The organism is Alishewanella sp. HL-SH05 (assembly GCF_052655985.1).
This window is the reverse complement of record NZ_CP199753.1, coordinates 411,491-435,519: the sequence shown is the minus strand read 5'-3', so window position 1 is coordinate 435,519 and position 24,029 is coordinate 411,491. Positions and strand designations below refer to the sequence as shown.

The 24,029-nt window shown below is 44.9% G+C and carries 24 protein-coding genes and 1 pseudogene; 15 read left to right on the top strand and 10 right to left on the bottom strand.

What is annotated here, in order from left to right:
• Positions 1-49: 49 nt before the first annotated feature.
• Positions 50-593: pseudogene (locus ACUJFL_RS01945) on the top strand (transposase); the annotation flags it as partial.
• A 233-nt stretch (positions 594-826) separates the two neighbouring features.
• Here the strand turns inward: ACUJFL_RS01945 and ACUJFL_RS01940 are convergent.
• Positions 827-1,195 carry a hypothetical protein gene (locus ACUJFL_RS01940; RefSeq protein ID WP_445428330.1) on the bottom strand — a complete coding sequence of 123 codons (369 nt, stop codon included), beginning with the start codon at positions 1,193-1,195 and terminating at the stop codon, positions 827-829.
• A gap of 282 nt (positions 1,196-1,477) precedes the next feature.
• Between ACUJFL_RS01940 and ACUJFL_RS01935 the strand changes: the two genes are divergently transcribed.
• Positions 1,478-1,699 (top strand): hypothetical protein, encoded by a 222-nt coding sequence (locus ACUJFL_RS01935; RefSeq protein ID WP_445428329.1) that lies wholly within the window; start codon positions 1,478-1,480, stop codon positions 1,697-1,699.
• A 48-nt stretch (positions 1,700-1,747) separates the two neighbouring features.
• Entirely contained in the window at positions 1,748-1,915 is a 168-nt protein-coding gene (locus ACUJFL_RS01930) for a hypothetical protein (protein WP_445428328.1), read from the top strand.
• Between the two features lie 220 nt (positions 1,916-2,135).
• Here the strand turns inward: ACUJFL_RS01930 and ACUJFL_RS01925 are convergent, their stop codons facing one another.
• Positions 2,136-3,578, bottom strand: coding sequence for an IS1182 family transposase (locus ACUJFL_RS01925; RefSeq protein WP_445425745.1), 1,443 nt, complete (start codon positions 3,576-3,578; stop codon positions 2,136-2,138).
• 209 nt (positions 3,579-3,787) lie between these two features.
• A complete protein-coding gene (locus ACUJFL_RS01920; RefSeq protein WP_217670397.1) occupies positions 3,788-4,141 on the bottom strand; it encodes a DUF3147 family protein in 354 nt (117 codons plus the stop codon).
• A 92-nt stretch (positions 4,142-4,233) separates the two neighbouring features.
• Here ACUJFL_RS01920 and ACUJFL_RS01915 point away from each other — a divergent pair, with 92 nt between their 5' ends.
• The 8 genes from ACUJFL_RS01915 to ACUJFL_RS01880 are packed head-to-tail and all read left to right on the top strand — an operon-like array spanning position 4,234 to position 12,917.
• Positions 4,234-4,614, top strand: coding sequence for a BlaI/MecI/CopY family transcriptional regulator (locus ACUJFL_RS01915; protein WP_217670399.1), 381 nt, complete (start codon positions 4,234-4,236; stop codon positions 4,612-4,614).
• 6 nt (positions 4,615-4,620) lie between these two features.
• The gene (locus tag ACUJFL_RS01910) at positions 4,621-5,616 is read left to right on the top strand and encodes a M56 family metallopeptidase (protein WP_217670401.1); all 996 of its coding nucleotides are present in this window, start codon (positions 4,621-4,623) and stop codon (positions 5,614-5,616) included.
• Between the two features lie 13 nt (positions 5,617-5,629).
• Positions 5,630-6,925 (top strand): TolC family protein, encoded by a 1,296-nt coding sequence (locus ACUJFL_RS01905; RefSeq protein ID WP_445428327.1) that lies wholly within the window; start codon positions 5,630-5,632, stop codon positions 6,923-6,925.
• Complete coding sequence (locus ACUJFL_RS01900) at positions 6,922-8,172, top strand: efflux RND transporter periplasmic adaptor subunit (RefSeq protein ID WP_445428326.1); 1,251 nt, start codon at positions 6,922-6,924, stop codon at positions 8,170-8,172. Before ACUJFL_RS01905 ends, ACUJFL_RS01900 begins: the two co-directional genes overlap by 4 nt.
• An 11-nt stretch (positions 8,173-8,183) precedes the next feature.
• Complete coding sequence (locus ACUJFL_RS01895) at positions 8,184-11,327, top strand: efflux RND transporter permease subunit (protein ID WP_445428325.1); 3,144 nt, start codon at positions 8,184-8,186, stop codon at positions 11,325-11,327.
• A complete protein-coding gene (locus ACUJFL_RS01890) occupies positions 11,317-12,012 on the top strand; it encodes a HupE/UreJ family protein (protein ID WP_445428324.1) in 696 nt (231 codons plus the stop codon). The genes ACUJFL_RS01895 and ACUJFL_RS01890 overlap by 11 nt, the downstream gene beginning before the upstream one ends.
• Before the next feature lie 21 nt (positions 12,013-12,033).
• Entirely contained in the window at positions 12,034-12,561 is a 528-nt protein-coding gene (locus ACUJFL_RS01885; RefSeq protein WP_445428323.1) for a hypothetical protein, read from the top strand.
• A gap of 23 nt (positions 12,562-12,584) precedes the next feature.
• Positions 12,585-12,917, top strand: a complete 333-nt coding sequence (locus ACUJFL_RS01880; protein WP_445428322.1) for a DUF6488 family protein — start codon at positions 12,585-12,587, stop codon at positions 12,915-12,917.
• A 728-nt stretch (positions 12,918-13,645) separates the two neighbouring features.
• On the opposite strand, the gene ACUJFL_RS01875 is transcribed toward ACUJFL_RS01880, so the two are convergent.
• The 5 genes from ACUJFL_RS01875 to ilvG all read right to left on the bottom strand — a co-directional run bounded on the left by ACUJFL_RS01875 (position 13,646) and on the right by ilvG (position 19,458).
• Positions 13,646-13,831 carry a ribosome alternative rescue factor ArfA gene (locus tag ACUJFL_RS01875; RefSeq protein ID WP_226750520.1) on the bottom strand — a complete coding sequence of 62 codons (186 nt, stop codon included), beginning with the start codon at positions 13,829-13,831 and terminating at the stop codon, positions 13,646-13,648.
• A 113-nt stretch (positions 13,832-13,944) separates the two neighbouring features.
• Positions 13,945-15,516 carry a threonine ammonia-lyase, biosynthetic gene (gene ilvA, locus ACUJFL_RS01870; protein ID WP_445428321.1) on the bottom strand — a complete coding sequence of 524 codons (1,572 nt, stop codon included), beginning with the start codon at positions 15,514-15,516 and terminating at the stop codon, positions 13,945-13,947.
• Positions 15,517-15,682: 166 nt separating this feature from the next.
• Complete coding sequence (ilvD, locus tag ACUJFL_RS01865; protein WP_445428320.1) at positions 15,683-17,533, bottom strand: dihydroxy-acid dehydratase; 1,851 nt, start codon at positions 17,531-17,533, stop codon at positions 15,683-15,685.
• A gap of 24 nt (positions 17,534-17,557) precedes the next feature.
• A complete protein-coding gene (gene ilvM / locus ACUJFL_RS01860; protein WP_226750523.1) occupies positions 17,558-17,812 on the bottom strand; it encodes an acetolactate synthase 2 small subunit in 255 nt (84 codons plus the stop codon).
• Positions 17,812-19,458: an acetolactate synthase 2 catalytic subunit gene (gene ilvG / locus ACUJFL_RS01855; RefSeq protein WP_445428319.1), complete on the bottom strand. Its 1,647-nt coding sequence runs from the start codon at positions 19,456-19,458 to the stop codon at positions 17,812-17,814. Before ilvG ends, ilvM begins: the two co-directional genes overlap by 1 nt.
• A gap of 436 nt (positions 19,459-19,894) precedes the next feature.
• Between ilvG and ACUJFL_RS01850 the strand changes: the two genes are divergently transcribed.
• Positions 19,895-20,032 (top strand): hypothetical protein, encoded by a 138-nt coding sequence (locus tag ACUJFL_RS01850; protein ID WP_445428318.1) that lies wholly within the window; start codon positions 19,895-19,897, stop codon positions 20,030-20,032.
• A 60-nt stretch (positions 20,033-20,092) separates the two neighbouring features.
• Entirely contained in the window at positions 20,093-20,335 is a 243-nt protein-coding gene (locus tag ACUJFL_RS01845) for a DUF1289 domain-containing protein (RefSeq protein ID WP_226750526.1), read from the top strand.
• Between the two features lie 27 nt (positions 20,336-20,362).
• Here the strand turns inward: ACUJFL_RS01845 and ACUJFL_RS01840 are convergent, their stop codons facing one another.
• On the bottom strand, positions 20,363-20,605 hold the full coding sequence (locus tag ACUJFL_RS01840; protein WP_226750527.1) for a GlsB/YeaQ/YmgE family stress response membrane protein: 243 nt from the start codon (positions 20,603-20,605) through the stop codon (positions 20,363-20,365).
• 311 nt (positions 20,606-20,916) lie between these two features.
• Positions 20,917-21,204 carry a hypothetical protein gene (locus tag ACUJFL_RS01835; RefSeq protein WP_445428317.1) on the bottom strand — a complete coding sequence of 96 codons (288 nt, stop codon included), beginning with the start codon at positions 21,202-21,204 and terminating at the stop codon, positions 20,917-20,919.
• 421 nt (positions 21,205-21,625) lie between these two features.
• Between ACUJFL_RS01835 and ACUJFL_RS01830 the strand changes: the two genes are divergently transcribed.
• Positions 21,626-22,117 (top strand): DUF3015 family protein, encoded by a 492-nt coding sequence (locus ACUJFL_RS01830; protein ID WP_306021894.1) that lies wholly within the window; start codon positions 21,626-21,628, stop codon positions 22,115-22,117.
• A 54-nt stretch (positions 22,118-22,171) separates the two neighbouring features.
• A complete protein-coding gene (locus ACUJFL_RS01825; RefSeq protein ID WP_306021895.1) occupies positions 22,172-24,025 on the top strand; it encodes an Lnb N-terminal periplasmic domain-containing protein in 1,854 nt (617 codons plus the stop codon).
• Positions 24,026-24,029 lie beyond the last annotated feature (4 nt).

The following is a 24,029-nucleotide window of genomic DNA, read 5'->3' as shown; positions in this document are numbered from 1 at the left end:
ACCGTTTAACTAAAATTACTAATCGGTAAATTTATAAACGTGTGCATTTATATCTCATCATATTAAAGGTCAGGGCCGACATCAAATAACGTTACTACCTGAAGCACTGGATGACTTCGTTACAGAAGATAATCCTGTCAGAGTGATTGATGTCTTTGTAGATGGATTGCAGCTTGACTCCCTTGGCTTTGATAGAGTTACGGCCAAACAGACTGGGTGGCCAGGCTATCATCCAGCAACCCTTTTGAAGCTTTATATTTATGGTTATCTTAACCGCATCCAATCTTCTCGTAGGCTATAAAAAGAAACACATCGCAACGTTGAGCTGATGTGGGTACTTGAAAGATTGACACCCGATTTTAAAACCATCGCTGATTTTAGGAAAACCAATGGCAAAGGCATTAAGAACGCGTGTAAGGCATTTATCGATTTGTGTCGCCAGATGCAGATGTTTACTGACGTCATTGTCGCTATCGACGGAAGCAAATTCAAAGCGGTAAACAGCAAGCCGAATAACTTTACGCCACAGAAAGCAAAAGACCATATTCAACGCGTTGAACAAAGTATTAATAAGTACCTGAGTAAACTCGATGAGAGCGACAAAAACTCAGAGAATGATGCCAGTTCAGAATTAAATGCGAGTGGTAAGTGTTTGGTGAAACCAGTGATAACTCAGTTTAATTCTTTACACCGTTCTCATGGAATACAAAAACCCTTTAGAATCGAATAAATTAATTGCACTGGCTGAAGAAACTGCTTTAGCTCAACAAATGGACATGTGATATTAAAAGCGGATAATGAAATACCTCAGTTTAGCAAAATGCTACTAATTGAAACCGCCCATTTCTCGCTCTGTAATCCAATCATTCAATGCCTCAATACCTGAGCCATGAAATTTTTTAATAATCTCTGATGGCGTAAATTGTTCAAAAGCTAAAATCGGCTCACCGATATACCATGCCCATGCAGCCTGATCAGAATTAAACCAAGGTCGCACCCGACGCAATAGTGCATGGATCTCGATTAACCTTGTTTGCACTTTCGATTGCTTAACGCGATCTGACCTTTTAAGAGACTGAGGAGAAAGATCAACAAAGTCAGCAAGATGCTCTATTGAAGTAAAAAAAGCAGCTGCCCAAGCCTTTGGTTGCTCCACACCCTGATCTGGTTCAGTACCTATCTTGAATGGCGTCAATTTGTATCCTCTTAACGCTAAATAACAAAACAAATTATAAAAATAGATTTTTCAACGTTAAAAAACAAGAACCTTAGTAATTTACTGAGTGATTCTCTTATTTAATGAATAAACCATAGCAGCGGTTGTATTTATTGGATTAAAGTGTGGCATATCACTACACTCTGAAGACCTTCGGGAACACGGTAAGGGTCATTTGAATCGATTTGCCTTTTTATATGACAATGCCAATCTTGCTGTATCCGAGTAAAACACTAAGGCTATTACACGTAAAGGAATACCATGAGTTATACCGTTGAATTCATCAAAGATAACTTTATCCCTATCCCTGATACGCTCTGTGCTGAGCTAGGCTTTGCCATAGGGGATATATTGGTTTGTGTGATGAATAAAGATTGTTCAAAAATCAGTATGACAAAGTATAGCGACCAGACATTAACTGACGAACAATTATCAGCTGCAGGAAATTTAACGCGTGTGGTAAGTCTTGAAGCTGCTGAGTAATAGCGGACGCCAGGCGGGCGGTCCCACTGAGTATCATTAGGTAATAAGATGAAAATGAACCAAGCTATAAATAACGAACACGAACATGAAGCGGCTTTAGAAGCAATTGAACAGCTTCTTGAAGCTGAGCCGGGCACGCCTGAGGGTGATAAGTTTGATATCTTGGCAAAGATGATCGAAGAGTATGAAGATATTCATCATAAACTCAACGAGTAATTCAGTGCCTAATTGCTATTTGAATCGTCACTGAGTGCCCAGGCTGTGTAAAAACTCAAAATTTCTGCTTTGCCACCAAGTTATTCCATAGCAGCAATAGAATTTCGCTCAACTTGGCTAACTAAAGTTTAATTTTGTTCTATGGGGATTTGGCTTTGACTAAATCGACATACCCAAGTGGTCTTTGTGACTGACAATGGCTTATACGCAATAATATTCACTATTCATAAAGCTCCTTTAGCTTAATTTTCAATCCCTCAACGCCCCAAATCGATATCATCCGTTTCAGGTTATATGCCAGTATGTGTAAGCTGATTTCAGTGCTTACATTGGTAAATCGTCGCATCAAGAAGTGAGTCGCACCCATCCACATTTTGATCGTTCCAAACGGGTGCTCCACGGTTTGCTTTCGTATCGTAGCTGATTGTGGTGCAGCATCTAACTTAGCCTGCATGTTTTCCATTTCAGATTCATGCACCCAACGACGGATCCGCCTAGCTGCACTTTTTGACGTGGTGCATTTGGCGCGCTGGCTGCAATCCCTACAAGCAATACAATTAAAGTACATTTGCAATTCTAAGCCATCTTCAACGGTGGTAAACCGATTCTGAAGCTCGTTACCCGCAGGACAAATGTAGATGTCTTTTTCCTGGTTATATTTAAACAGTGCGAGGTTATAAAGCCCTTTGCGGTCAGCTCCAGAGGTATCACCTTTTGGAACTAAGGCTACGGCTCCTAAGTCCTGAGCCGCTTTAATATCACTCCGGCTGTAATACCCTTTGTCGGCAAGAACAGTAATATCAGTCTTACCCACTGCCTCTTGCGCTAATTTGGTCACAGTCGTTAGCTGGCCACGGTCAGGGATATTGGTTACCTCGTGAGCAACAATCAGATGATGCTTTGCATCTACTGCTGTCTGTACGTTATAGCTAACTTGGCGGTTAACATTGTTTATTTTCATCAGCCGAGAATCAGGATCTGTTAATGACAGCTGTTTATCAGGATGTTGCTCTACGGCTTGCTGCACTTGCTTTAACTCTTCTAAACGCTTTTGAAGCCATGCCAACTTTGTTGCTGTTAATTCTGAGTTAGCTTCAAGCTCTGCCTTTTTATCGGCATCATCGAGCTTATCCAGATATAAGCTGATGCTTTGCTCAATTCTTTCGATGTGGCCTTTAACCTTGCTCGGAGTGTAGTTATTCGATTTGCTATTTACCGCTTTAAATTTACTACCGTCAATGGCAACAATCACATCAGTGAACATTTGCATTTGCTTGCATAGGTCAATGAAAGCACGGCAAGCATTCTTAATACCTTTACCGTTATTTTTTCTGAAATCAGCGATGGTTTTAAAGTCAGGGGTTAATCGCTCAAGCAGCCACATCAATTCAACATTTCGATGCGCTTCTTTTTCTAATCTGCGGGAAGACTGGATACGATTCAGATATCCATAAATATACAGTTTAAGCATGGTGGCCGGGTGATACCCAGGCCGCCCAGTCTGTTTTGGATTAATATTTTCGAAGCCGAGAGAAGCAAGTTGCAGACCATCAACAAAGATGTCGATTACTCGGACAGGGTTATTTTCAATAACAAAATCATCCAGTGCCTCAGGAAACAATGTTACTTGATGTCTGCCTGAGCCTTTTATATGGTGGGTCATATCAGCACACTTACTATTGCTTCGTATGCTATTAATTTTAGTAAACAAGCAGTTGGCTTGGGGCGTTTTATTAAGAATAATTGATCATAAAAACCTGCTACTTAGACCAAAAGGTGATCAGCAGTTTTCACACAGCCTGTGCCATAAGCGGACATTGGTAAAGAACAAAAATTGCACACAACGGTTATACAGTATGGTTAAATTAATACTCAGGGGATTAGATTGATCCCAAATGCTCTGACTATTACTGCAAATATCCCAAAACAAATGATTGTTATACAGGCGCTAATCAGCAATGCAGGCCAGAAACCAAACCGGTGTAATAACGTTGGAAATATCAGGAACATCGGCAAGGTTGGCATCACATACCAGAAAGTATACCAAGCGTGATTAGCAATTTTTTCAATTGGTTGCTTTTCGATATACAGCCAGACCATCGCCATAATAGTAACCAGCGGTAACGCGACAATTAATGCTCCGAGTTTGTCACTGCGTTTTGCTAATTCAGACGCTGCGACGATAACTGCTGCTGTGAGTAAATACTTGGTAATTAGCCAGCCCATAAAAGGTCCCCCTTAAAAACTCAATAAAAACCGATTGCGCATCGGTTTTTATTCTGCCACAATGATCTTCGGTGTGAAAAGAGAAATGTTTTATGCAATTAGGTGAATTAGAGAAACAAGTGCTGCAGTATCTGTGGAATACTCAAGAGGCTGATGTGAAACAAGTGCATGCTGTACTTGGTCTGACTCGTGGTATTTCACTAAATACGATTCAAAGCACTTTAGACCGTTTATTTAAAAAGGATTTACTTAACAGGACCAAACAAGGCCACGCGTATTTTTATTTCGCTAAAGTGGACAGAGATGCGTTGGTTGCCAAGTTAATAAGTAATGTCACCAGTGATTTTGTAGATGAGGGTGAACACAGTTTGATTGCTGCTTTTAGTTCAGCATCATCTAATCTTGATGACTCTCAGCTTGATAAGCTAGAGCAGTTGATCGAGCAGCAGCGTCAGCTTAGAAAAGGGATCTAGCACAGAATGTTATTTGGCGATGTCGCTGTAGTCCTGAACTTATTAAGCATCGGTGTTCTAACGTTCGCAGTTAGTGTTGTTTTTATCACTATTGTAACGAGTTTTATTCTTGATCGTTCTGAGCAATTTAGCTTCAAGTTACGCAAATTAGTTTTATGGGTACAGGTTAGTGCGCCTTGGTGGATTGCCTTTGGCTGCCTTACCTTATTTGTACCTGGGCAAGAGGAGAATAGCAGTACTACTTGGTTGCTTGATTTTGCCCATTGGCATCACATTGATGTGTTTAATTTTACCAGCTGGCACTCATTCACATTGTTCGCGGCTTTTGTTTATTTATTTTATCGGTTTGGGAGCACAGTTAAAGATGGTCTACAACAGTCTGTTGCTATGTCCAACTTGATTGATTTTACGAACGCGACTCCAACTGTAACGGAGAGCCTGGTGGTATATTACTCACTGCCTTTCAAAGCGCCTGCTGCTTTCACTGCGGGGTTGCTATCGCCGAAAATTTATTTAACTACGGCGTTGCTAGACCACATAAATCAACAGGAACTGGATATTATTGTCCGGCATGAATTGGCTCATGTTGAAAGCCGCGATCCTTTATATAAAGCGATATTTTCAGCCTTGGCATGCTTTTTTCCTGTTGTTACTAAGCGGAAACTAATAGAGCATTTCACTTTACTCACTGAACAGATGGCTGATTATTCAGTGACGGCAACTTACGATAATCTCGACGTTGCTCAAACTCTTGTTAATGTTGCACGCATGCAGCGAGTTGAAAGTGAGCAGATAAACAGAGTTGGCTGTCACGGCATACAAACTAGCCATTTTGGTAACGATCAAACTAGTGTACGAGTTCATCGCTTGCTTAATCCCATGTTACCGTCTTCTTGGCTTGCGTTGGGGATCTCATTCCTGATGTTGGCTTCAGTAGCATTGTTGACTTCGTCTGTCGTAGACAGTTTGCACCACATTATTGAAACCTTTTTAACCCATTAATTAAGGAGTGGGAATGAAAGAATTGCCATATAAACACACAACAAAAAAACCGATTGGCTGTCGGTTTTTAGCCCTGTTGCTGGGGCTTAGTTTTAGCCTGTCGGTATCGGCGACCAGCAGTCGACCCGCTCCGGTTATCAGCTTATCTGACGCTGTTAGCCTGACATTACAGCAGCACCCTGACTTGCAGGCGTTAATGTCGCAACAGGCAGTATGGCAGGGACGTATTCAGCAGGCAGGTATTGCTGAGCGGCCGCAAGTTGGCTTGACATTGGAAGATGCTATGGGCACGGGGCAGCAAAGCGGCCTTAAAAGTATGCAATCCACGCTGACGTTTTCTTGGGTTTTGCAACATGAGCTCTTGGGTAGCCGTGTCAGCGCTGCAAAAACTGAAGCCAGTAATTTGGCATTGGAACAGCAGATTAAGGCTTTGGATTTATCTGCTGCTGTAGCCAGGCAATTTATTAGCATTTTGGTTAAACAACAGCGACTAAAGTTAAATCAACAAGCTGCATTGCAAGCTCGTGATATGGTGGAAGCGATTACCAAACGCACTAATGCCGGCAAGAGCTCGGTTATTGAATTGCAGCTAGCCAAAGCTGAACTGACACGGCGCGAGCTGGCGGTAGAAGACATCGAACATGAGCTGACAGCCAGTCAGTATCAGCTGGCCGCGTTGTGGGGTAAACCCGGCACGGCTTATCAGTTAAGCGGCGACTTACTGCAAACCCCGGCAGTACCTTCCGTTGAGCAGCAACTTGCACTGTTAAAACAAAATCCGCTACTGCAGCAGTTTGCCAATGCCCAGCGTATTGCCCAATCGCAAATGGAGCTCGCCCGCATTGAAGCGAAACCGCAATGGCAATTTAGCACTGGTATTCGCCGTTATGAGGCCTCTGACGATTTCGGCTTAGTTGCCGGTGTGACCATTCCCTGGGGCGGTGAAAATCGCAACGCCGGTACTATTGCGGCACTGCAGGCACAGCAAAACGTACTGGCTAATCAGCAAGCCGCGCTGATGCAGGCGATGGATGCGCAGCTGTATGTGTTACTGCAGGAGATGGCGCACTCGCAGCATGTAATCGAAACAGTGCGTAATGACATTGTACCCACATTGGAGATGGCAATGATCGAAGCGTTCTCGGCTTTTGAAAAAGGCCAACTTAGTTATATCCAATACAGTAGTGTGCGTGCAGAGTTACTCAGCGCACAAAGCCAGTTATTGGAGGCATTTGAAAGCCTACATTTACAACATATTGAAATTCAGCGCCTGACCGGCACTGCTATTGCTCAGCGAGACCACCAATGAAACATAATAACTCTATATTGTCATTAAGTTTGGCCGTAGCGCTAAACATAAGCGTACTAAGCACAGCTATTACACCTCTGTTGGTAATAGCTGAATCTGCACCCGCAGCAACTCAGGATGAAGTGGAAAAAGGCCCGCATAATGGACGAATGTTGCGCGATGGCAGTTTTGCCCTGGAGCTGGCGATTTTTGAAACCGGTGTCCCCCCGGAGTTCCGCGTTTGGCTGACGCAGGATGGTAAAGCGCTTGACCCAAAAACCGTTGATTTAAATGTAAAACTGACCCGTTTAGGTAACGTGGTTGATGATATCAATTTCTTCGCTCAAAACGACTTTTTGCGTGGCGATATGGAAATTTACGAGCCGCACTCCTTTGTGGTCACTATTACCGCCAAACATCAGGGCAAAAGCTATCGCTGGCAATATGACAACTTTGAGGGGCGCACCAGCATTGAACAAGCTGTCGCTGATGCGATGGACATTCAAACTGAGACCGCTGGCCCGGCTGCGCTGCATCAAACCATTCCCGCTTATGGCAGCCTTTCGCTACCCGCTGGGGCTGAACGCCATATTGCCGCCCGTTTTGACGGTGAAATTACCCGATTGCATGTGGCACTGGGCGACAAGGTAAGCAAAGGCCAGACACTGTTCACTATTGAGAGCAATGAGAGCTTAAGGTCTTATCAGATTAAAGCACCAATCGATGGCGTCGTGACAGCGCAGCTAGCCAATGGCGGTGAACAAACATCAGGCCGCACCTTACTTACCCTAACCGATTCAACTCATTATCTGGCGAAGCTCGCAGTGTATCCAGGCGACTTTGCCAAAGTGAAACTCGGTGCGCCGGTTACCTTTCAGCTGGAAGGCCATAGCCACGCATACAGTGGCAACATTGAGTTCATCGAGCCTAAGGTGCGCGATGATCAGGCCCGTATTGCCTGGGTGAACGTGAGCAACGAAAACGGCGATTTAACCGCAGGTAGTTTTGTTAATGCGCAAATTGAAATCGCCAGCTTTGAGGTGCCATTAGCCGTTAAGCGTGTTGGCTTACAAGGTTTTCGTGACTTTACCGTAGTGTTTGCCAAAGTTGGTGAGCAATATGAAGTGCGTATGCTGGAGCTGGGTCGTGAAGACAGTGAATGGGTTGAGGTGTTAGGTGGTTTGTTGCCTGGCACCGAGTACGTCACTGAAAACAGCTTCATTTTAAAAGCCGATGTTGAAAAATCTGGCGCATCACACGATCACTAGGAGCCCAAAGCATGTTGGAGTCGATTTTACACTTTTCCATAAAGCGCAAAATGCTGGTACTGCTGATGGTACTGGCGGTTGCTGCGCTGGGTGTATGGAATTTTACCAAGTTACCGATTGATGCGGTGCCTGATATTACTAATGTTCAGGTAATGATTAATACCGAAGCGGCCGGTTACACCCCGCTTGAAGTAGAACAACGGGTGACTTTTCCACTGGAAACGGCGCTGTCAGGCTTGCCGGGGCTGACGTATACCCGCTCGGTGTCACGTTATGGCTTGTCGCAAGTCGTCGCTATTTTTAATGACGATACCGATATCTATTTTGCCCGTCAGCTGGTAAACGAACGTCTGTCAGCGGCGCGCGCCGAGCTGCCTGCCGGGCTGGAGCCTCAGCTTGGGCCAATAGCAACGGGTTTAGGTGAGATTTTTATGTTCACCGTCGATGCGCTGCCCGGTGCGACCCATGCCGATGGTACACCGATTACACCAATGGATTTACGTACCGTACACGACTGGACTATCCGGCCGCAGCTGATGCGGGTGCCAGGGGTGGTGGAAGTTAACCCGATTGGCGGCTTTGAGCGCGAAATACTGGTAGCGTTTAAGCCGGAGAAACTGCTGGCCTATGGCATTACCCAGGCCGATGTGGTGGATGCGATTGCCAATAACAATCAAAACCAGGGCGCGGGCTTTATTGAGCAAAGTGGCGCACAGTGGCTGCTGCGTATGCCAGGGCAGGCTGAAGATTTAGCTGCGATCGGCGCTATACCGCTTAAAGCCACTGACGGCTCAGCCATAACCATCAAAGATGTCGCTGACATTGAAAATGGCCATGGCCTGCGCACCGGTGCTGCCACACAGAATGGCCGTGAAGTGGTAATGAGCACGGTGTTTATGTTGATTGGTGAAAACAGCCGTACCGTCGCTTATGCCGTCGGTGAAAAACTGAAAGAAATTAATGCTACTTTACCGCAAGGAATTATTGCCACAGCAGTTTATGATCGAACCAAGCTAGTGGATAAAACGTTACAAACGGTCCAAACCAACCTGCTGGAAGGGGCGCTCCTCGTTATTGTGGTGCTGTTTGTGTTGCTGGGCAATTTTCGCGCTGCCTTTCTTACCGCACTGGTGATCCCATTTGCCATGCTGATGACGGTGACCGGTATGGTGCAAACCCGTGTCAGCGCCAACCTGATGAGCCTGGGTGCACTGGATTTTGGCTTGCTGGTTGATGGTGCCATTATTATTGTCGAAAACTGCTTACGCCGCTTAAGTCAGGCTGGCACTAATCCGCTGCCACTTAAAACACGGATGGAATTAGTATTTGAAGCCACGCGAGAAGTGATCCGGCCTGCGCTATTTGGGGTGTTTATTATCACTGCAGTTTACCTGCCGATATTTGCGCTCGAAGGCGTCGAGGGCAAAATGTTCCACCCTATGGCCATCACTGTCGTTATCGCCTTATTAAGTGCAATGTTGCTGTCGGTCACCTTTGTGCCGGCTATGGTGGCACTACTGTTTAAAAAGCCGGTGCAGGAAAAACACAACGCTATTATGCGTGGTGCATCAGCGTTATACCGGCCCGCGTTAAGCTGGGTGCTAAAAGGTCGCTATCTGGTTGTGTTGGCCGCGACAGTATTGGTTGTGTTGTTTGGCTATCAGGCGACAAAATTAGGCAGTGAATTCGCACCAAATCTGGATGAAGGCGATATCGCTATGCACGCACTGCGTATCCCTGGCACCTCGTTAACTCAGGCAATCGCGCTACAGGAAATGCTGGAGAATAAAATTAAACAGATGCCCGAGGTTGAACGGGTATTTGCGAAGATTGGCACCGCCGATGTGGCGACAGATGCAGTACCACCCAGTGTGGCCGATAACTTTATTATCTTAAAACCGCGTGAGCAGTGGCCTGATCCGGACAAAACTAAAGAGCAAGTCGTACAAGAGCTTGCGGCGTTGGTCGAACCTATTCCTGGCAACCGCTATGAGTTTTTGCAACCCATTCAGATGCGCTTTAACGAACTGTTAGCAGGTGTACGAGCAGAGTTGGCAATAAAAGTGTTTGGTGATGATTTCGACAGCCTCGCTGCGCTTGGCAAAGAAATAGAAGCAGCTATTACTCAGGTTGAGGGGATTGCTGATGTGCAAGTTGAGCAAACAACTGGTTTGCCGCTATTGAATATTATTCCTAACCGGCAAAAACTGATGCAGCACGGTATCAGTCTGGTGCAGGTGCAAGCGCAGGTCGCCACGGCGATGGGTGGGACGGTGGCCGGTAAGTTTTATTCCGGCGATATACGCTCAGACATAGTGGTGCGTTTAGGCGAAGCCAGGCGGCAGGATGTGGACGCGCTGAGTTATCTTCCGATCAGCTTGCCTGATGGTCACAGTGTGCCGCTAAAAGAGTTGGTGTCACTTGAGAGGGTATCAGGAGCTAACCAGATCAACCGTGAAAATGGTAAACGCCGGGTAGTAGTTACCGCCAACGTGCGCGGCCGTGACTTAGGCAGCTTTGTCACGGATATTCAGCAAGCCGTAAACGATAAAGTCGAGCTGCCATCTGGTTACTGGCTGGAATACGGTGGTACTTATCAGAAACTGCAATCTGCCTCGCAGCGCCTTAGCATAGTCGTGCCGGTGACACTGTTGATGATTATAGGCCTGTTGATGCTGGCACTGAGCTCATTTAAAGATGCGATGATCATCTTCACCGGTGTACCGCTGGCGTTAACCGGTGGTATCGCTGCGCTGCTGCTAAGGGACATTCCGTTTTCTATCTCAGCTGCGGTCGGCTTTATTGCGTTGTCCGGCATCGCTATCTTGAACGGTCTGGTGATGGTGTCCTTTATCCGTGAACTGCGTAAAGAAGGGATTAAGCTTAATCAAGCGATTTTCGATGGTGCGCTTACCCGTTTACGGCCAGTATTAACCACCGCGCTAGTCGCATCACTGGGCTTTATCCCAATGGCATTGAATACCGGTATCGGCTCTGAAGTGCAGCGGCCACTGGCAACGGTCGTTATTGGCGGCATTATCTCATCCACCTTACTGACACTGTTTGTTATCCCAGCGTTGTATCGCATTTTACATAAAGAAAGGGAGTCAATTTTGACCGACGTAGAAGTTCTGGAGTCAGCTGATGGCAAATAAAATTATTAGCGTCAGCCTGCATCTGCTGTTTGCTGTATTGGCACTTATCAGCGTTGAGGCTATTGCCCATGGCGTAGATGACAGCACCCGCGCTTTCCTAGAGCAAAATCAGGGTGTGCAGTTTGTGCCGTTTTTATATATCGGTGCCAAGCATATGATCACCGGTTACGACCATTTACTGTTTCTGCTTGGTGTGATCTTCTTCCTGTACCGCAGCCGTGATGTATTGCTGTACGTCACCATGTTTACTATTGGCCACAGTACTACGCTGCTATTTGGTGTGCTAAGCGATATTCAGGTTAATGCCTATCTGATAGATGCCATTATCGGTTTATCGGTGATTTATAAGGGCTTTGACAACTTAGGCGGCTTCAAACGCTGCTTTAACTGGCAGCCGAATACGCAATGGGCGGTGCTGATTTTTGGTTTGTTTCATGGCTTTGGCCTGGCGACCAAACTGCAGGAATTCCAATTACCGGCGGATGGGCTATTAACCAATCTGGTTGCTTTTAATATTGGCGTGGAACTGGGCCAGTTTGCAGCGTTAGCGCTTATTCTGATTGTGATAAACGCCTGGCGCAATTGGCCTTCTTTCCAACGTTTCTCCACTTTGACCAATACGGCATTAATGAGTGCTGGCGTAATGCTGATGGGGTATCAGCTGACAGGTTATTTTGTTAACTAACAACGTTTTATCGGGAATATTATGCAACATACAGTAAGTAGCAAAACATTAGTTAAAGCCAGCCTGGCGGCTATCGTGGTTGGCGTGATTGTGCTGGTAACCTTGATTTTACCAGCCGAATACAACCTTGACCCAACCGGTATAGGCCAAAAACTGGGGCTGACAAAAATTGCGCAGGCGTCACAAACAGAAACAGCCGCAGCCCCGGTAGCAAGCTCAGGTAGCAATGAGTTTCAAACCATAGAAATTAGCATTCCGGCCGGGCGCGGTGTGGAGTACAAATTTGCCATGGCACAATACGCCAAAATGACCTTTGAGTGGATGACCGATGGCAAGCCGCTTTACTACGACCTGCACGGCGAGCCGGAGGGCGATACCACCGGCTATTTCGAAAGCTATACCATAGCAACCAACAGTGAAGTGAAAGGCAGTTTTACCGCGCCGTTTACTGGCTCACATGGTTGGTATTGGAAGAATAAAAGCGACAAACCTATTGCCGTACAACTGATGGTAAAGGGTGAATATGAAGTAACTGGTTTAAAACAATAATTGATGAAAAACAGGAGACTATGATGACTAAATTATTATCTGCACTGACACTGTGTAGTGTGTTACTGAGCGTGAATGTTATGGCGCACAGCGACCATGATCATGATGAAATCAGCGGCCAACAAGCGGTTAGCGTTGCGTTAAAATCGGTAAAGCAGATGACGTTCAAAGATATGGGTTTTGAAGCAGGCAAGCTTGATGAATCATGGAAAGCAGTCTCAGCCGAGCAATTTTCTGTGGTCAGTATTGAAGACGGCTACTATGTTGTTAGTGGTAAAAACGGTGATAAAACCTTGTTCTTCAAAGTATCAAGTAGCGGCCGCGTGTTAGATGTGAAGACAAGTAACGCATTTTAATATCACTAAGGGTAAGCACTTCACTACCCGTCGTGGTGCTTACTCTTTATCAAAATAACGTTTTCTCAATGTCTGCTTTTCGCTCAAAGCAGTCTTTGATATTTGAATTAATGCTACAATTAATGGTCCTTGATTGTGAAAGTTATGAGCTATACAAATTGCAACCAATGGTCCTTTTAAAGTGAAACAGGTGGTAATTTAGGGTGATCCTTTACAACACCTGGCCTGATGAAACCGGAACAAGTGTCCGGACAAACCGAAATACGCATTATTTCTTTTTGTCAAAAATCTATTATTACTATCCTAAATAAAACTAGATACTATCAAGCTCAAACATCGATCGTAAATAAAATGTAACACTCATGGAGGCCACAACTTTTAGATGACCAATGCTTTTCAAGCCGACCAAATGTAATTTTATTACAGTTTAAAAAGTGTAATTACATTCATAAATGTTTAAAGCGAAACAACCAAGCATTATTATCTCTATGGTTTAAATTTTTAAATATTTGATTTTAATGATTATGAATTACAAACCTATGGTTTAAACGACACCACGCCGACTTGTAAACACAACGCCACCCTACCGACTAACGACGGGCTTAATACTTTACGTAAAAGCGTTAATAAAAGAGGGCGCTAGGCCAGATACAACAGGGTTAATGCTCAGAAAAGTTAAATAAAGCAGAAGTACTCACAGAAGATAAGTAGGCGGCGATGCAAAGCAATCAGTGCGAGGCGTTAGAAACAACAAGGGCGTAATCTTGTGAATTACGCCCTTTGCGGTTGTAGGAACCTTTGCCCTTTTTCGCCTTAACCACCCTAGTTTGAAACAACTTACTGGTCACTAAAGCTTTTAACGCATTATCACGGATCTCTCCGCGACCATGCTCGCTTGTCGCTGATTTACTCATAGTGGTACTCCCCTTTAAAAACCAACAAGAAAAACGTCCAAAGTGTCACTGCAGGCTTAGGCAGCAACCCAAGCTGTAAGTTCCCTACTATTCAACTCAAGCAAGAACCGCCACTATTCGCCTGCGGTTAAGAAAGTTTGGTAACTCTGATTATTGCTAACCAATTGATACTGATAACCCAGCTTATCTAAGTAACTGGCAATATCGCTATGCTCAGCCACTTCAAAACCGGCCAACACATCCCCCATGGCGGCACCATGGTTACGATAATGGAATAAGCTGATATTCCAATCTTCGCCTAATGTGTTAAGAAAGTTCATTAACGCGCCGGGATATTCAGGGAAATTAAACTGATACACCTGTTCAGTAATGGCTCGTGGCGGCATACCGCCGACCATATGCCGGACATGCAGCTTGGCCAGCTCGTCATCAGAGAGGTCTAAATATTGATAACCGGCATCACTGAGTAATGTTTTTACTGTCGCCAGCTCTTGCTCACCGTGCCGCAGCTTGATGCCAACAAAGATATGCGCTTTACGATCGCTAGCATAACGATAGTTAAATTCAGTGATGGCACGACCACCAAGGGTTTGGCAAAAACGCCGAAAGCTGCCTTTTTCTTCAGGTATAGTAACGGCAAATACCGCTTCTTTTTTCTCACCAAGTTCACAGCGCTCAGATACATAGCGCAAAGTATCAAAATTTAAATTAGCGCCACTGAGCACCGCCGCATAATGCTGTGGTTTTTCCAGCGTACTATTAGCTAAACGTTGGCTGTATTTTTTTAACCCGGCTAAGGCTAGAGCGCCAGCAGGTTCAGCCACTGCACGTAAATCATCGAAAATATCTTTGATGGCCGCGCACATTTCGTCACTAGTCACGGTGATCACTTCATCACAAAAGCGTTTAGCGACATTAAAGTTCTCAGTACCAATCCGTTTTACGGCCACACCATCTGCGAATAAACCTACTCGCGCCAAAGTCACCGGCTCACCCGCGATCATAGCTGCTTTTAAGCACGCCGCATCTTCAGGCTCAACACCGATCACTTTAATATGTGGCTGAATAGCTTTGATATACACCGCCATCCCCGCCATCAAACCACCACCACCCACGGGAATAAACACGGCATTCAATTGATTATTTTGGCTTAATAACTCTTTTGCTACCGTACCCTGCCCAGCTATAACATCGGCATCATCAAACGGCGGAATATAAATAGCGCCTTCGTCTCTGGCTTTAGCAATCGCAAAACTGTTAGCTTCATCAAAGGCCGTGCCGTGCAGCACCACATTACCGCCCAAGGCTTTGACCGCCGCCACTTTGATTTCAGGCGTGGTAATTGGCATAACAATAGTGGCTTTTAAGCCGAGTTTACTGGCCGATAACGCCACACCCTGTGCGTGATTTCCGGCAGAGGCGCAGATCACGGCAGCAGTAGGATGCTGTTGTTTTACTTTATGTAGCTTATGAAAAGCCCCACGCACTTTAAAAGAGTAAACCGGCTGTTTATCTTCGCGCTTTAATAATACCTGATGCCCCAAGCGTTTACTGAGCTTGGCCATGTCATCTAACGGAGTTTCAACCGCAGCTTGATAAACCGGCGATAACAAAATCTCCCGCAGATACTGTTGCATCACTTCGGCATCCGTTTGCTCGGGGTGGACTGTTGCCAGATTATTCATTGTGACTCCCATCTTTTACAACCTATATCGCGTGTAAAGCTGCAACCAGCCACAATTAAGCAAGGACGCCGTAAATACTTCCCTGTAGGCTCCTCTCCGGCCTCCATGCCGGAGACGCCTTGCTTAACCGTGCCTGGTCTTCGCTGCTAAATTTACGCTATCCCTGTTAGTCTTCTAACTTAGAAACATCGCGCACGGCGCCCTTATCGGCACTGCTTGCTAATAGCGCATAGGCTTTTAAAGCACTGCTTACTACGCGCTGCCGATTTTCAGGCTTCCACGCCAGCTTACCTTTTGCCTGCATAGCCGCACGCCGTGATGCTAGCTCCTCATCACTCACTGCAATACCAATTTTGCGATTCGGAATATCAATCTCAACCCGATCACCCTCTACCACCAAGGCAATCACCCCACCACTGGCCGCTTCTGGCGACACATGACCAATAGATAAACCCGAGGTACCGCCAGAAAAACGACCATCCGTAATCAAAGCACACGCTTTACCTAAACCCATCGATTTTAAATAACTGGTTGGGTACAACATTTCTTGCATACCCGGGCCACCTTTCGGGCCTTCGTAGCGAATAATCACCGCATCACCGGCCACCACTTTGCCACCTAAAATGGCGGCCACCGCATCATCTTGGCTTTCAAAGATCCGAGCACGGCCAGTAAACACTAAGTTTTCTTTCTCTACGCCGGCGGTTTTAACGATACAACCATTAGGCGCTAAGTTGCCAAACAACACTGCTAAGCCGCCGTCTTGTGAGTAAGCATGCTCTTTACTGCGAATACAGCCATCAACCCGATCATCATCTAAACTGGGGTAACGGCAACTTTGCGAAAAGGCTTTAGTCGTGCGAATACCGGCTGGGCCGGCTAAATACATTTGTTTCGCTTCCGCATGCGCGGTAGAAGCAATATCCCACTGCGCTAATACATCGGCTAAATCTTTACCCGCCACATGCGGTACATTCGGATTAAGTAAACCGGCACGATTTAACTCTGCCAAAATAGCAATAACCCCACCGGCACGATGCACATCTTCCATATGGTATTTTTGAGTAGAAGGTGCCACCTTACAAAGGTGTGGCACGATGCGAGACAAACGATCAATATCCGCCATGCCAAAATCTACTTCGGCTTCAATGGCCGCAGCTAATAAATGCAAAACAGTATTGGTAGAACCGCCCATAGCTATATCCAGCATCATGGCGTTTTCAAAAGCCGCTTTATTGGCGATATTACGCGGTAAAGCACTGGCATCATCTTGTTTATACCAGCGATTACACAATTCCATAATCCGGAAACCGGCTTGCACAAATAATTCTTTACGATCAGCGTGCGTAGCTAATAACGAACCATTACCCGGCTGACCTAAGCCTAAAGCTTCTACCAAGCAATTCATTGAATTCGCGGTAAACATACCCGAACAACTGCCACAGGTTGGGCAGGCACTGCGTTCAATTTCAGCGCTATCACTGTCGCTGACGTTGGGATCGGCCGCAGAGACCATGGCATCCACTAAATCCAATTTGATAATTTGATCAGATAACTTGGTTTTACCGGCTTCCATCGGCCCGCCAGACACAAAGATCACTGGAATATTTAAGCGCATCGCGGCCATTAACATGCCGGGCGTAATTTTATCGCAGTTCGAAATACACACCATGGCATCGGCACAGTGCGCGTTAATCATGTATTCAACAGAATCGGCGATTAGCTCACGCGAGGGTAAGCTGTACAACATGCCACCATGCCCCATAGCAATACCGTCATCCACCGCTATGGTATTGAATTCTTTGGCAATACCGCCCGATTCTTCAATGCTGCTGGCAACCAATTTACCTAAATCGCGTAAATGCACATGGCCTGGTACAAATTCGACAAAAGAGTTCACTACCGCGACGATGGGCTTACCAAAATCGGTGTCTTTCACACCTGTAGCGCGCCATAATGCTCTGGCGCCAGCCATATTACGTCCTTCGGTAACAGTTGCAGATCTTAACTTTGGCATTGTTGTCTTTCCTAAAAATAAACGTTAGGCGCGAAGCGCGGCGACAGCAGCAGACGCTAATTCCAACTGCTGCACATCATAAAGTTTAACTAATTGACTGGTGAGTAAAGCGATAGGCTTATCACTTTGTACTTGTAAGGTAATGCGCATACCTGCGCGATCGGTCAGCGGTTTTAATTCTAAACCTGCCAATTTGTAACCACGATAACGGGTAACCTGCAATAAGCGCTCAACAACCGTTGCCTCATTGCTGGTGGTGATAGTTAGGGTATGTTGCATTAGTTAGTCTCCGTCATCATATCTTGGTTAGCGGCACCTGGCGGAACTAATGGCCAGACATTCTCTGTTTCATCAATGCGTACGTGCAGTAAATAAGGGCCTGGCCAGGTGAACATCGCCTCTAGCGCATCGGCGACTTCGTCTTTACGGGTGATCGTATGGCCAGGGATAGCAAATGCAGCGGCTAAAGCCACAAAGTCAGGGTTATCGGATAAGTCGGTTTCGCTATAACGCTCATTAAAAAACAATTGCTGCCATTGCTTAACCATGCCCAAGCGTTGATTATCGATTAAGACAATTTTCACCGGTAAACGAAAACGCTTAATGGTGCCCAGCTCTTGCACATTCATCATAAAAGAGCCGTCGCCACTGACCGCTAACACCGTATCTTGGGGGCGGGCTAACTTGGCACCAATGGCGGCCGGCAAACCAAACCCCATAGTCCCTAAACCACCACTAGAAAGATGATTGCGCGGGCTATTAAAGCGCATATGTTGCGCCACCCACATTTGGTGCTGGCCAACATCACAACACACCACGCTGTTATCGGGCATGCGCTCGCTTAACTGTTTTAACAGCAAGGGCGCATAGATTTTTTCGCCGGGATGATCATAACGCCAACCATGCTGTTGCTTTAACTGCTGGCAATGTGCCAACCACGCATCGCACTGTGTCGGCGTAGTGATTGCCGGTAAAATTTGCTTCATATCACCCAGCAAGGCGCAATCGGCAAAACGTACTTTGTTAATTTCTGCCGGATCGATATCTAAATGGATCACTTTGGCATCGGGCGCAAATTTTTGTAAGTTGCCGGTTACACGGTCATCAAAACGTGCGCCTAAACACACTAATAAATCGCATTGCTGCACCGCTAAATTGGCCGCTTGCGTACCATGCATGCCCAGCATGCCTAAATAATGCACATTATCGCGCGCCACCGAGCCCATGCCTTTTAGCGTGGTCACGGATGGCATCACGCTTTCTGCTAAAAAGGCCTGTAAATGCGTTAAGGCATCAGCCATATGCACACCCCCGCCGATATAAGCCATCGGCTTGCATGCGGCACTGATCAATTGACGGGCGGCTGCAGTATTCGCTAAAGAGGTGTTAACACGTTGACTTGGCGGGGTAATCCACTCTGGTTCAGCAACCGGTGCTAATTGCACATCTTTTGGGATATCGACTAGCACAGGGCCTGGCCGACCACTGCGAGCTAAGGTAAAGGCTTGTTGTAAGATCGAAGCCAGTTCGTTGACATTACGCACCATAAAGCTGTGTTTGGTGACACTTAAGCTTAAACCTAACACATCAATTTCTTGAAAGGCATCCGAGCCCATCACCGCTTGTGATACCTGACCGGTGATCGCTACCAAGGGTACAGAATCTAATAACGCATCGGCCAACGACGTGACCAGGTTAGTGGCCCCTGGGCCTGAGGTGGCTAAACATACCCCGACTTTACCAGAGGCGCGCGCATAACCAATCGCTGAAAAAGCGCCGCCTTGCTCATGCCGACACAGATAATGCTTTACCGTGCTGTGATAGATCGCATCATAAATGGGCATAATAGCGCCGCCCGGGTAACCAAAAATGGTATCAACCCCTTGCTGCTGTAACACCTTTAATACCAACTCTGCGCCATTCATCTGTAACCTCAACCTTTTACTGATCTGGTCGGTGAAATTTTACCCGGCCCTGAAACGACAAAACCCCCGGTCTTTGCAGAGCGGGGGTTTTGCTGGAAATCGATTTGCATCTTATCTTCCGAAAACACCGCCCCCGCGGAGATTAATAATCACCACGCTTACGAGGACAAGAATGTTTAGAATGGAAGCTAAACGCATATTATTTACTCACTAACTCTAATCGGTTAATTGTTGAGGATCAGTTCACCTAATCACAATATGTCTATTAATAGACGTCTATCTGTCTGGAGTCAACCGATTTCTCTAAAAAAGACACTTTTTGTACAAATAAATTAAAATTTGTACCTTGGCCAGTCTGCTATTAAAGTAGAGGTAATACCACCCATCGTTTCGCTGATGTTTTAAACAGTGCGGCTTTACTGACTTGGAGTTAATAATGAATGCCAATCTCTGGTTTTTCTTAAGTGTTTGTGTGATTTTTGGTGTAGGTTTTTGTATGTTTATTTTTTATTTGCAGCATTTAAAAACCATGAAGCAATTAGAGCTAAACGCGACGCAGCACAAAAAAGACTAACGCTATCTAGCTTAATCACGCGCTAGCGACTTAGTTCAAAGCTAACAGGCAAACAAACGTATGGATCAACTTGAGCTGTTTGACATACCGAACCCCTGTATTGGGGTTTGCCAAAGTAATAATAGAGGTTATTGCTTAGGGTGTTTGCGCTCGCGAGACGAACGTTTTAATTGGCCACAAAAACCCGCCAATGAACGATCGCGAATTTTACGGCTGTTAGCGCAGCGGCGTGCCCGGCTAAAAGTGAAAGCGCTAAGTGCCGAGCCAGAGGTTATAGCCGCTGGCTCGTTAGATTTATTTTAAGGTAAATATCACTAGGGCTAAAAAGCCCTAGCTACGTTTGACTAAACTGATTAAATACAATAACACCACCGCCCCTACCGTTGCCGTGATTAACGAACCCACAAAACCAAAGGCTTTTAAGCCCAGCGCACTAAATAAAAAACCACCCAGCATAGAACCGACAATTCCCACCACAATATTACCTAGCAAACCAAAACCGCGGCCTTTCATAATATTGCCCGCTATCCAACCCGCCAAGGCGCCTAAAATTAAAAAAGCGATAAAGTTCATAACATTCCCTTTGCTCTAGTGTTAATTTAATACTAAGACTAAAATAAGTGGTCCTAATTGTGATAAACCTACTTTAGTCCATGCTTGCTACCCAGAAACTGTTTAGCGGTATTCATTAAATAATAAAAGTGCTTCAACAAATCATCCATATTTTTTCAATGATGATTCCGAATGATCTGTTCGAGGATTAATCCAATTCTTTTCGCCCGACGATATTGTCCTTTAAGCCTTTCTAGCAATTTAATAAATAAGTCACTGGCCTTGCGCCCACCACCCACATAAACGATTTGCTCAGTCTGGCCTTGCAATGCTCACGCCAGATAATGTTTTTTGTTCTGGCCAGACGTCGCTACCTTACACTGCTTGCCACGATGCTCAAAATCTGTACCGATTTTAGGATTAAAATGGATATCCAATTCATCTTTGAAAAACATCGAGTGGTCAATACTGTGAACTGCCTGCACTTCCCAGGTAGCCTCCAGCTTCTCCTCTTTATCCAAGTTTTGAATTTTAGAGGGTTGGCTCACCTCTACGCCAGACACTTCCTGTGTTTGTGCAACCAGCACCTGATAGTAGAGCTGAGGATCTGAATATAGCATAACTTGCTCAGTTACAGCGCAAACAACTCTGCACGCCAAGGTGAACGCTAATATCCAAGCGTCCTTGCGTTAACACCAGCAGGACTGAATGGATCTCTACGTGTTTTATAAATAATCATCTTCAATCGGCGGGTTTCCGCGCTATATAAAAATGCTATCCAGTTCATACTTAATGATGTTTCTATGCTTATTAGCGGGTTAGTTTGGCGACCGATCTGAAAGCGCAAACAGCATTGGGTTCTCTTCCCTGAGTCACTTACTATTTTTAGCTAAGTTATTTAGTCACAACCTCAAAATTTCAAAATATCAACAAAACAATTATTTTAATAACAATGCCACTAGATTTTAAAACTTAGAAAAGATATAAATATTGCCGCACTATTTATAGTGTATTTAATAACAATAAACTAAAGGATTTGATATGAAGTACAGTGTTTTTGCAACAGTATTGATGGCATTCACAGTTGTAGGCTCAGCTAATGCACAAGATAAGTCAAAAGAAGTTGGCTCAGGTCCGAACCCTTTTTCTGATTGTGGTATTGGTGCAGCATTATTTTCAGAAAACAAAACCCTTGCCGTAACCTCAAACGTAATTTGGGACATCGGTACCACCGCTGTTACTTCTGCTACTGCAAGTCCAGAAACTTGTTCAGGCAAAAACGTCACTGCGGCAACGTTTATTCTTAATACTTATGACAACCTGATCGAAGATACAGCTCGTGGTGAAGGTGAACACTTAGTAGCGTTAATGAATATCCTCGAAGTTGAGCAAACCGCGAAGCAAGATGTTGTTAACGCACTACGCGCGCAAGTTGCACAACACGTTATTGCTGACGAATATAATACCGCAAGTAAAATCGAAAAATCTCAAATGTTCTTCTCAGCTGTTGTTAACGCTGTAAACGAAGCTTAATAAGGAAAACAAGGATAGAAAGTTTTTTCTTTCTATCCTATTCTGAACATTTCAATGACACGTTTCTTTCTCGCAATCTGTCTTTGCCTATTTGGCAAATTGGCTAGTGCCTACTCATTCGAAAACCAAGAGTCTATCTCAAGGTTAGCAAATTCACCTACATGGCTCAAACTCCTTGTTTATGACAATGGTCGCAGTTTTGTCACCTCTAGCCGGTTTTTCTTAGATGGTCAGGGTCAGATTAATCCTAAAGCAGAGCTTATATCAACACTAAAAGCTTTTGCTGAACCACAACAGGAAATGAACCCAGATAATCATCCGCAATGTCGATTTGCTGGTCGTTATGCTTGGCTGAAAACACAACTTGATTTTACCACGCTTGGCATTACTGAGATGTCCTGCCCTGCTTTTCAGGCCTTTAGCCAAGAACAGGAAATTGAATCCGTAAGCATAGTGTTTGCTACTGGCTTTCTGGGTAACCCAGCATCTTACTATGGGCATTTATTGATTAAACTTAATAGTGCTAATAGCGAACTTTCGGATTTACAAAACACCGCTATTAACTTCGGCGCTGATGTACCAGTTAATGAAAATATGGCAGCATATATTATCAAAGGCATTATTGGCGGTTATGACTCAGCTTTCACCCAGCAACAATATTTTCTGCATGCTGGAAATTATGGCGAGTCTGAACTGCGTGATCTATGGGAATACGAGCTAGACCTTGATAAAACGGCACTAAGACTACTTCTCGGGCATATTTGGGAACTGCTAGAAATAGACTATCAATACTTTTTCTTTAATCGTAACTGTGCATTTCATATGGGACAGTTATTGGAATTGGTATTACAAAATAACATTACCGATGCCTCACGGTTATGGGCAACTCCCCAAGCTATAATGCAAAACTTGGCCAAGGATAACACCAACCAAAAACCTATCATTAAGCACATTAAATACCACCCTTCCAGGCAAAGCAGACTTTACCAACGTTTTGCTATGTTGAGTAATGAACAGAAGTTACAACTTAGCAATATGGTGCATACACCTGAGAAGATTAGTATTGCGCAATTGGCCGATTTTAACATCGAGCAACAACAACAAATTGTCGATACCTTGATAGACTATTTTCAGTTTATGCTCAAAGCGGATAAAGGAGATGCCGATCTAAACAAGATCTATTATAAAAATTCTCTATTATTACGCTATCAATTACCACCTGGTAGATTAAAGACAGCCTTTATCTCAAACAGACGTCCGCATTTAGGTCGTAAACCTAGCCTTGCTGCCATTCAACTTGTGCATGCCAGTAATGCAGAAAACTTTGCTAAGTTACAAATTCGACCCGCATATTATGATGCTCTAGATGCGCAAGAAGGTCATGTCAAATATTCTGCATTGAGTATGGGTGAATTCAGTCTAGGTTTTACATCTCAAAGAGTTTTTATCAAAGATCTGTCGCTGTTAAAAATTGAAAGCGTTAGAGCAAACTTAACGGGGCTACCAGGAGATCAAAATCATTCTTGGTATATCGACATTGGCTCAACACAAACACAACTTGGTTGCACCACTTGCAACGCTGTGAAAGTAAGCTCTGGTATTGGCTATGCATTTCAAAGCTCGCCACATTTTAACATCAGTGGCTTTATTGGCGCTGGCTACTCGGGCCGTGATGCGAATGTCGATAATTCTTTTATCGCCACTCGCCTACTAACAACTTGGTATATTAGCGACAGTTTAGCTACAAATTTAGATGCTGAAGTAAGGCACTTCAAATCTGGCGCCGACACTCATCATATAAAGTTTGCCACCAGATACGCATTAAGTACCAATACAGAAGTACGCTTGAATTTATCACAGGACAGCGAATCAACCGAGATAGGATTCTCTCTCGGTCTATACTGGTAATGAC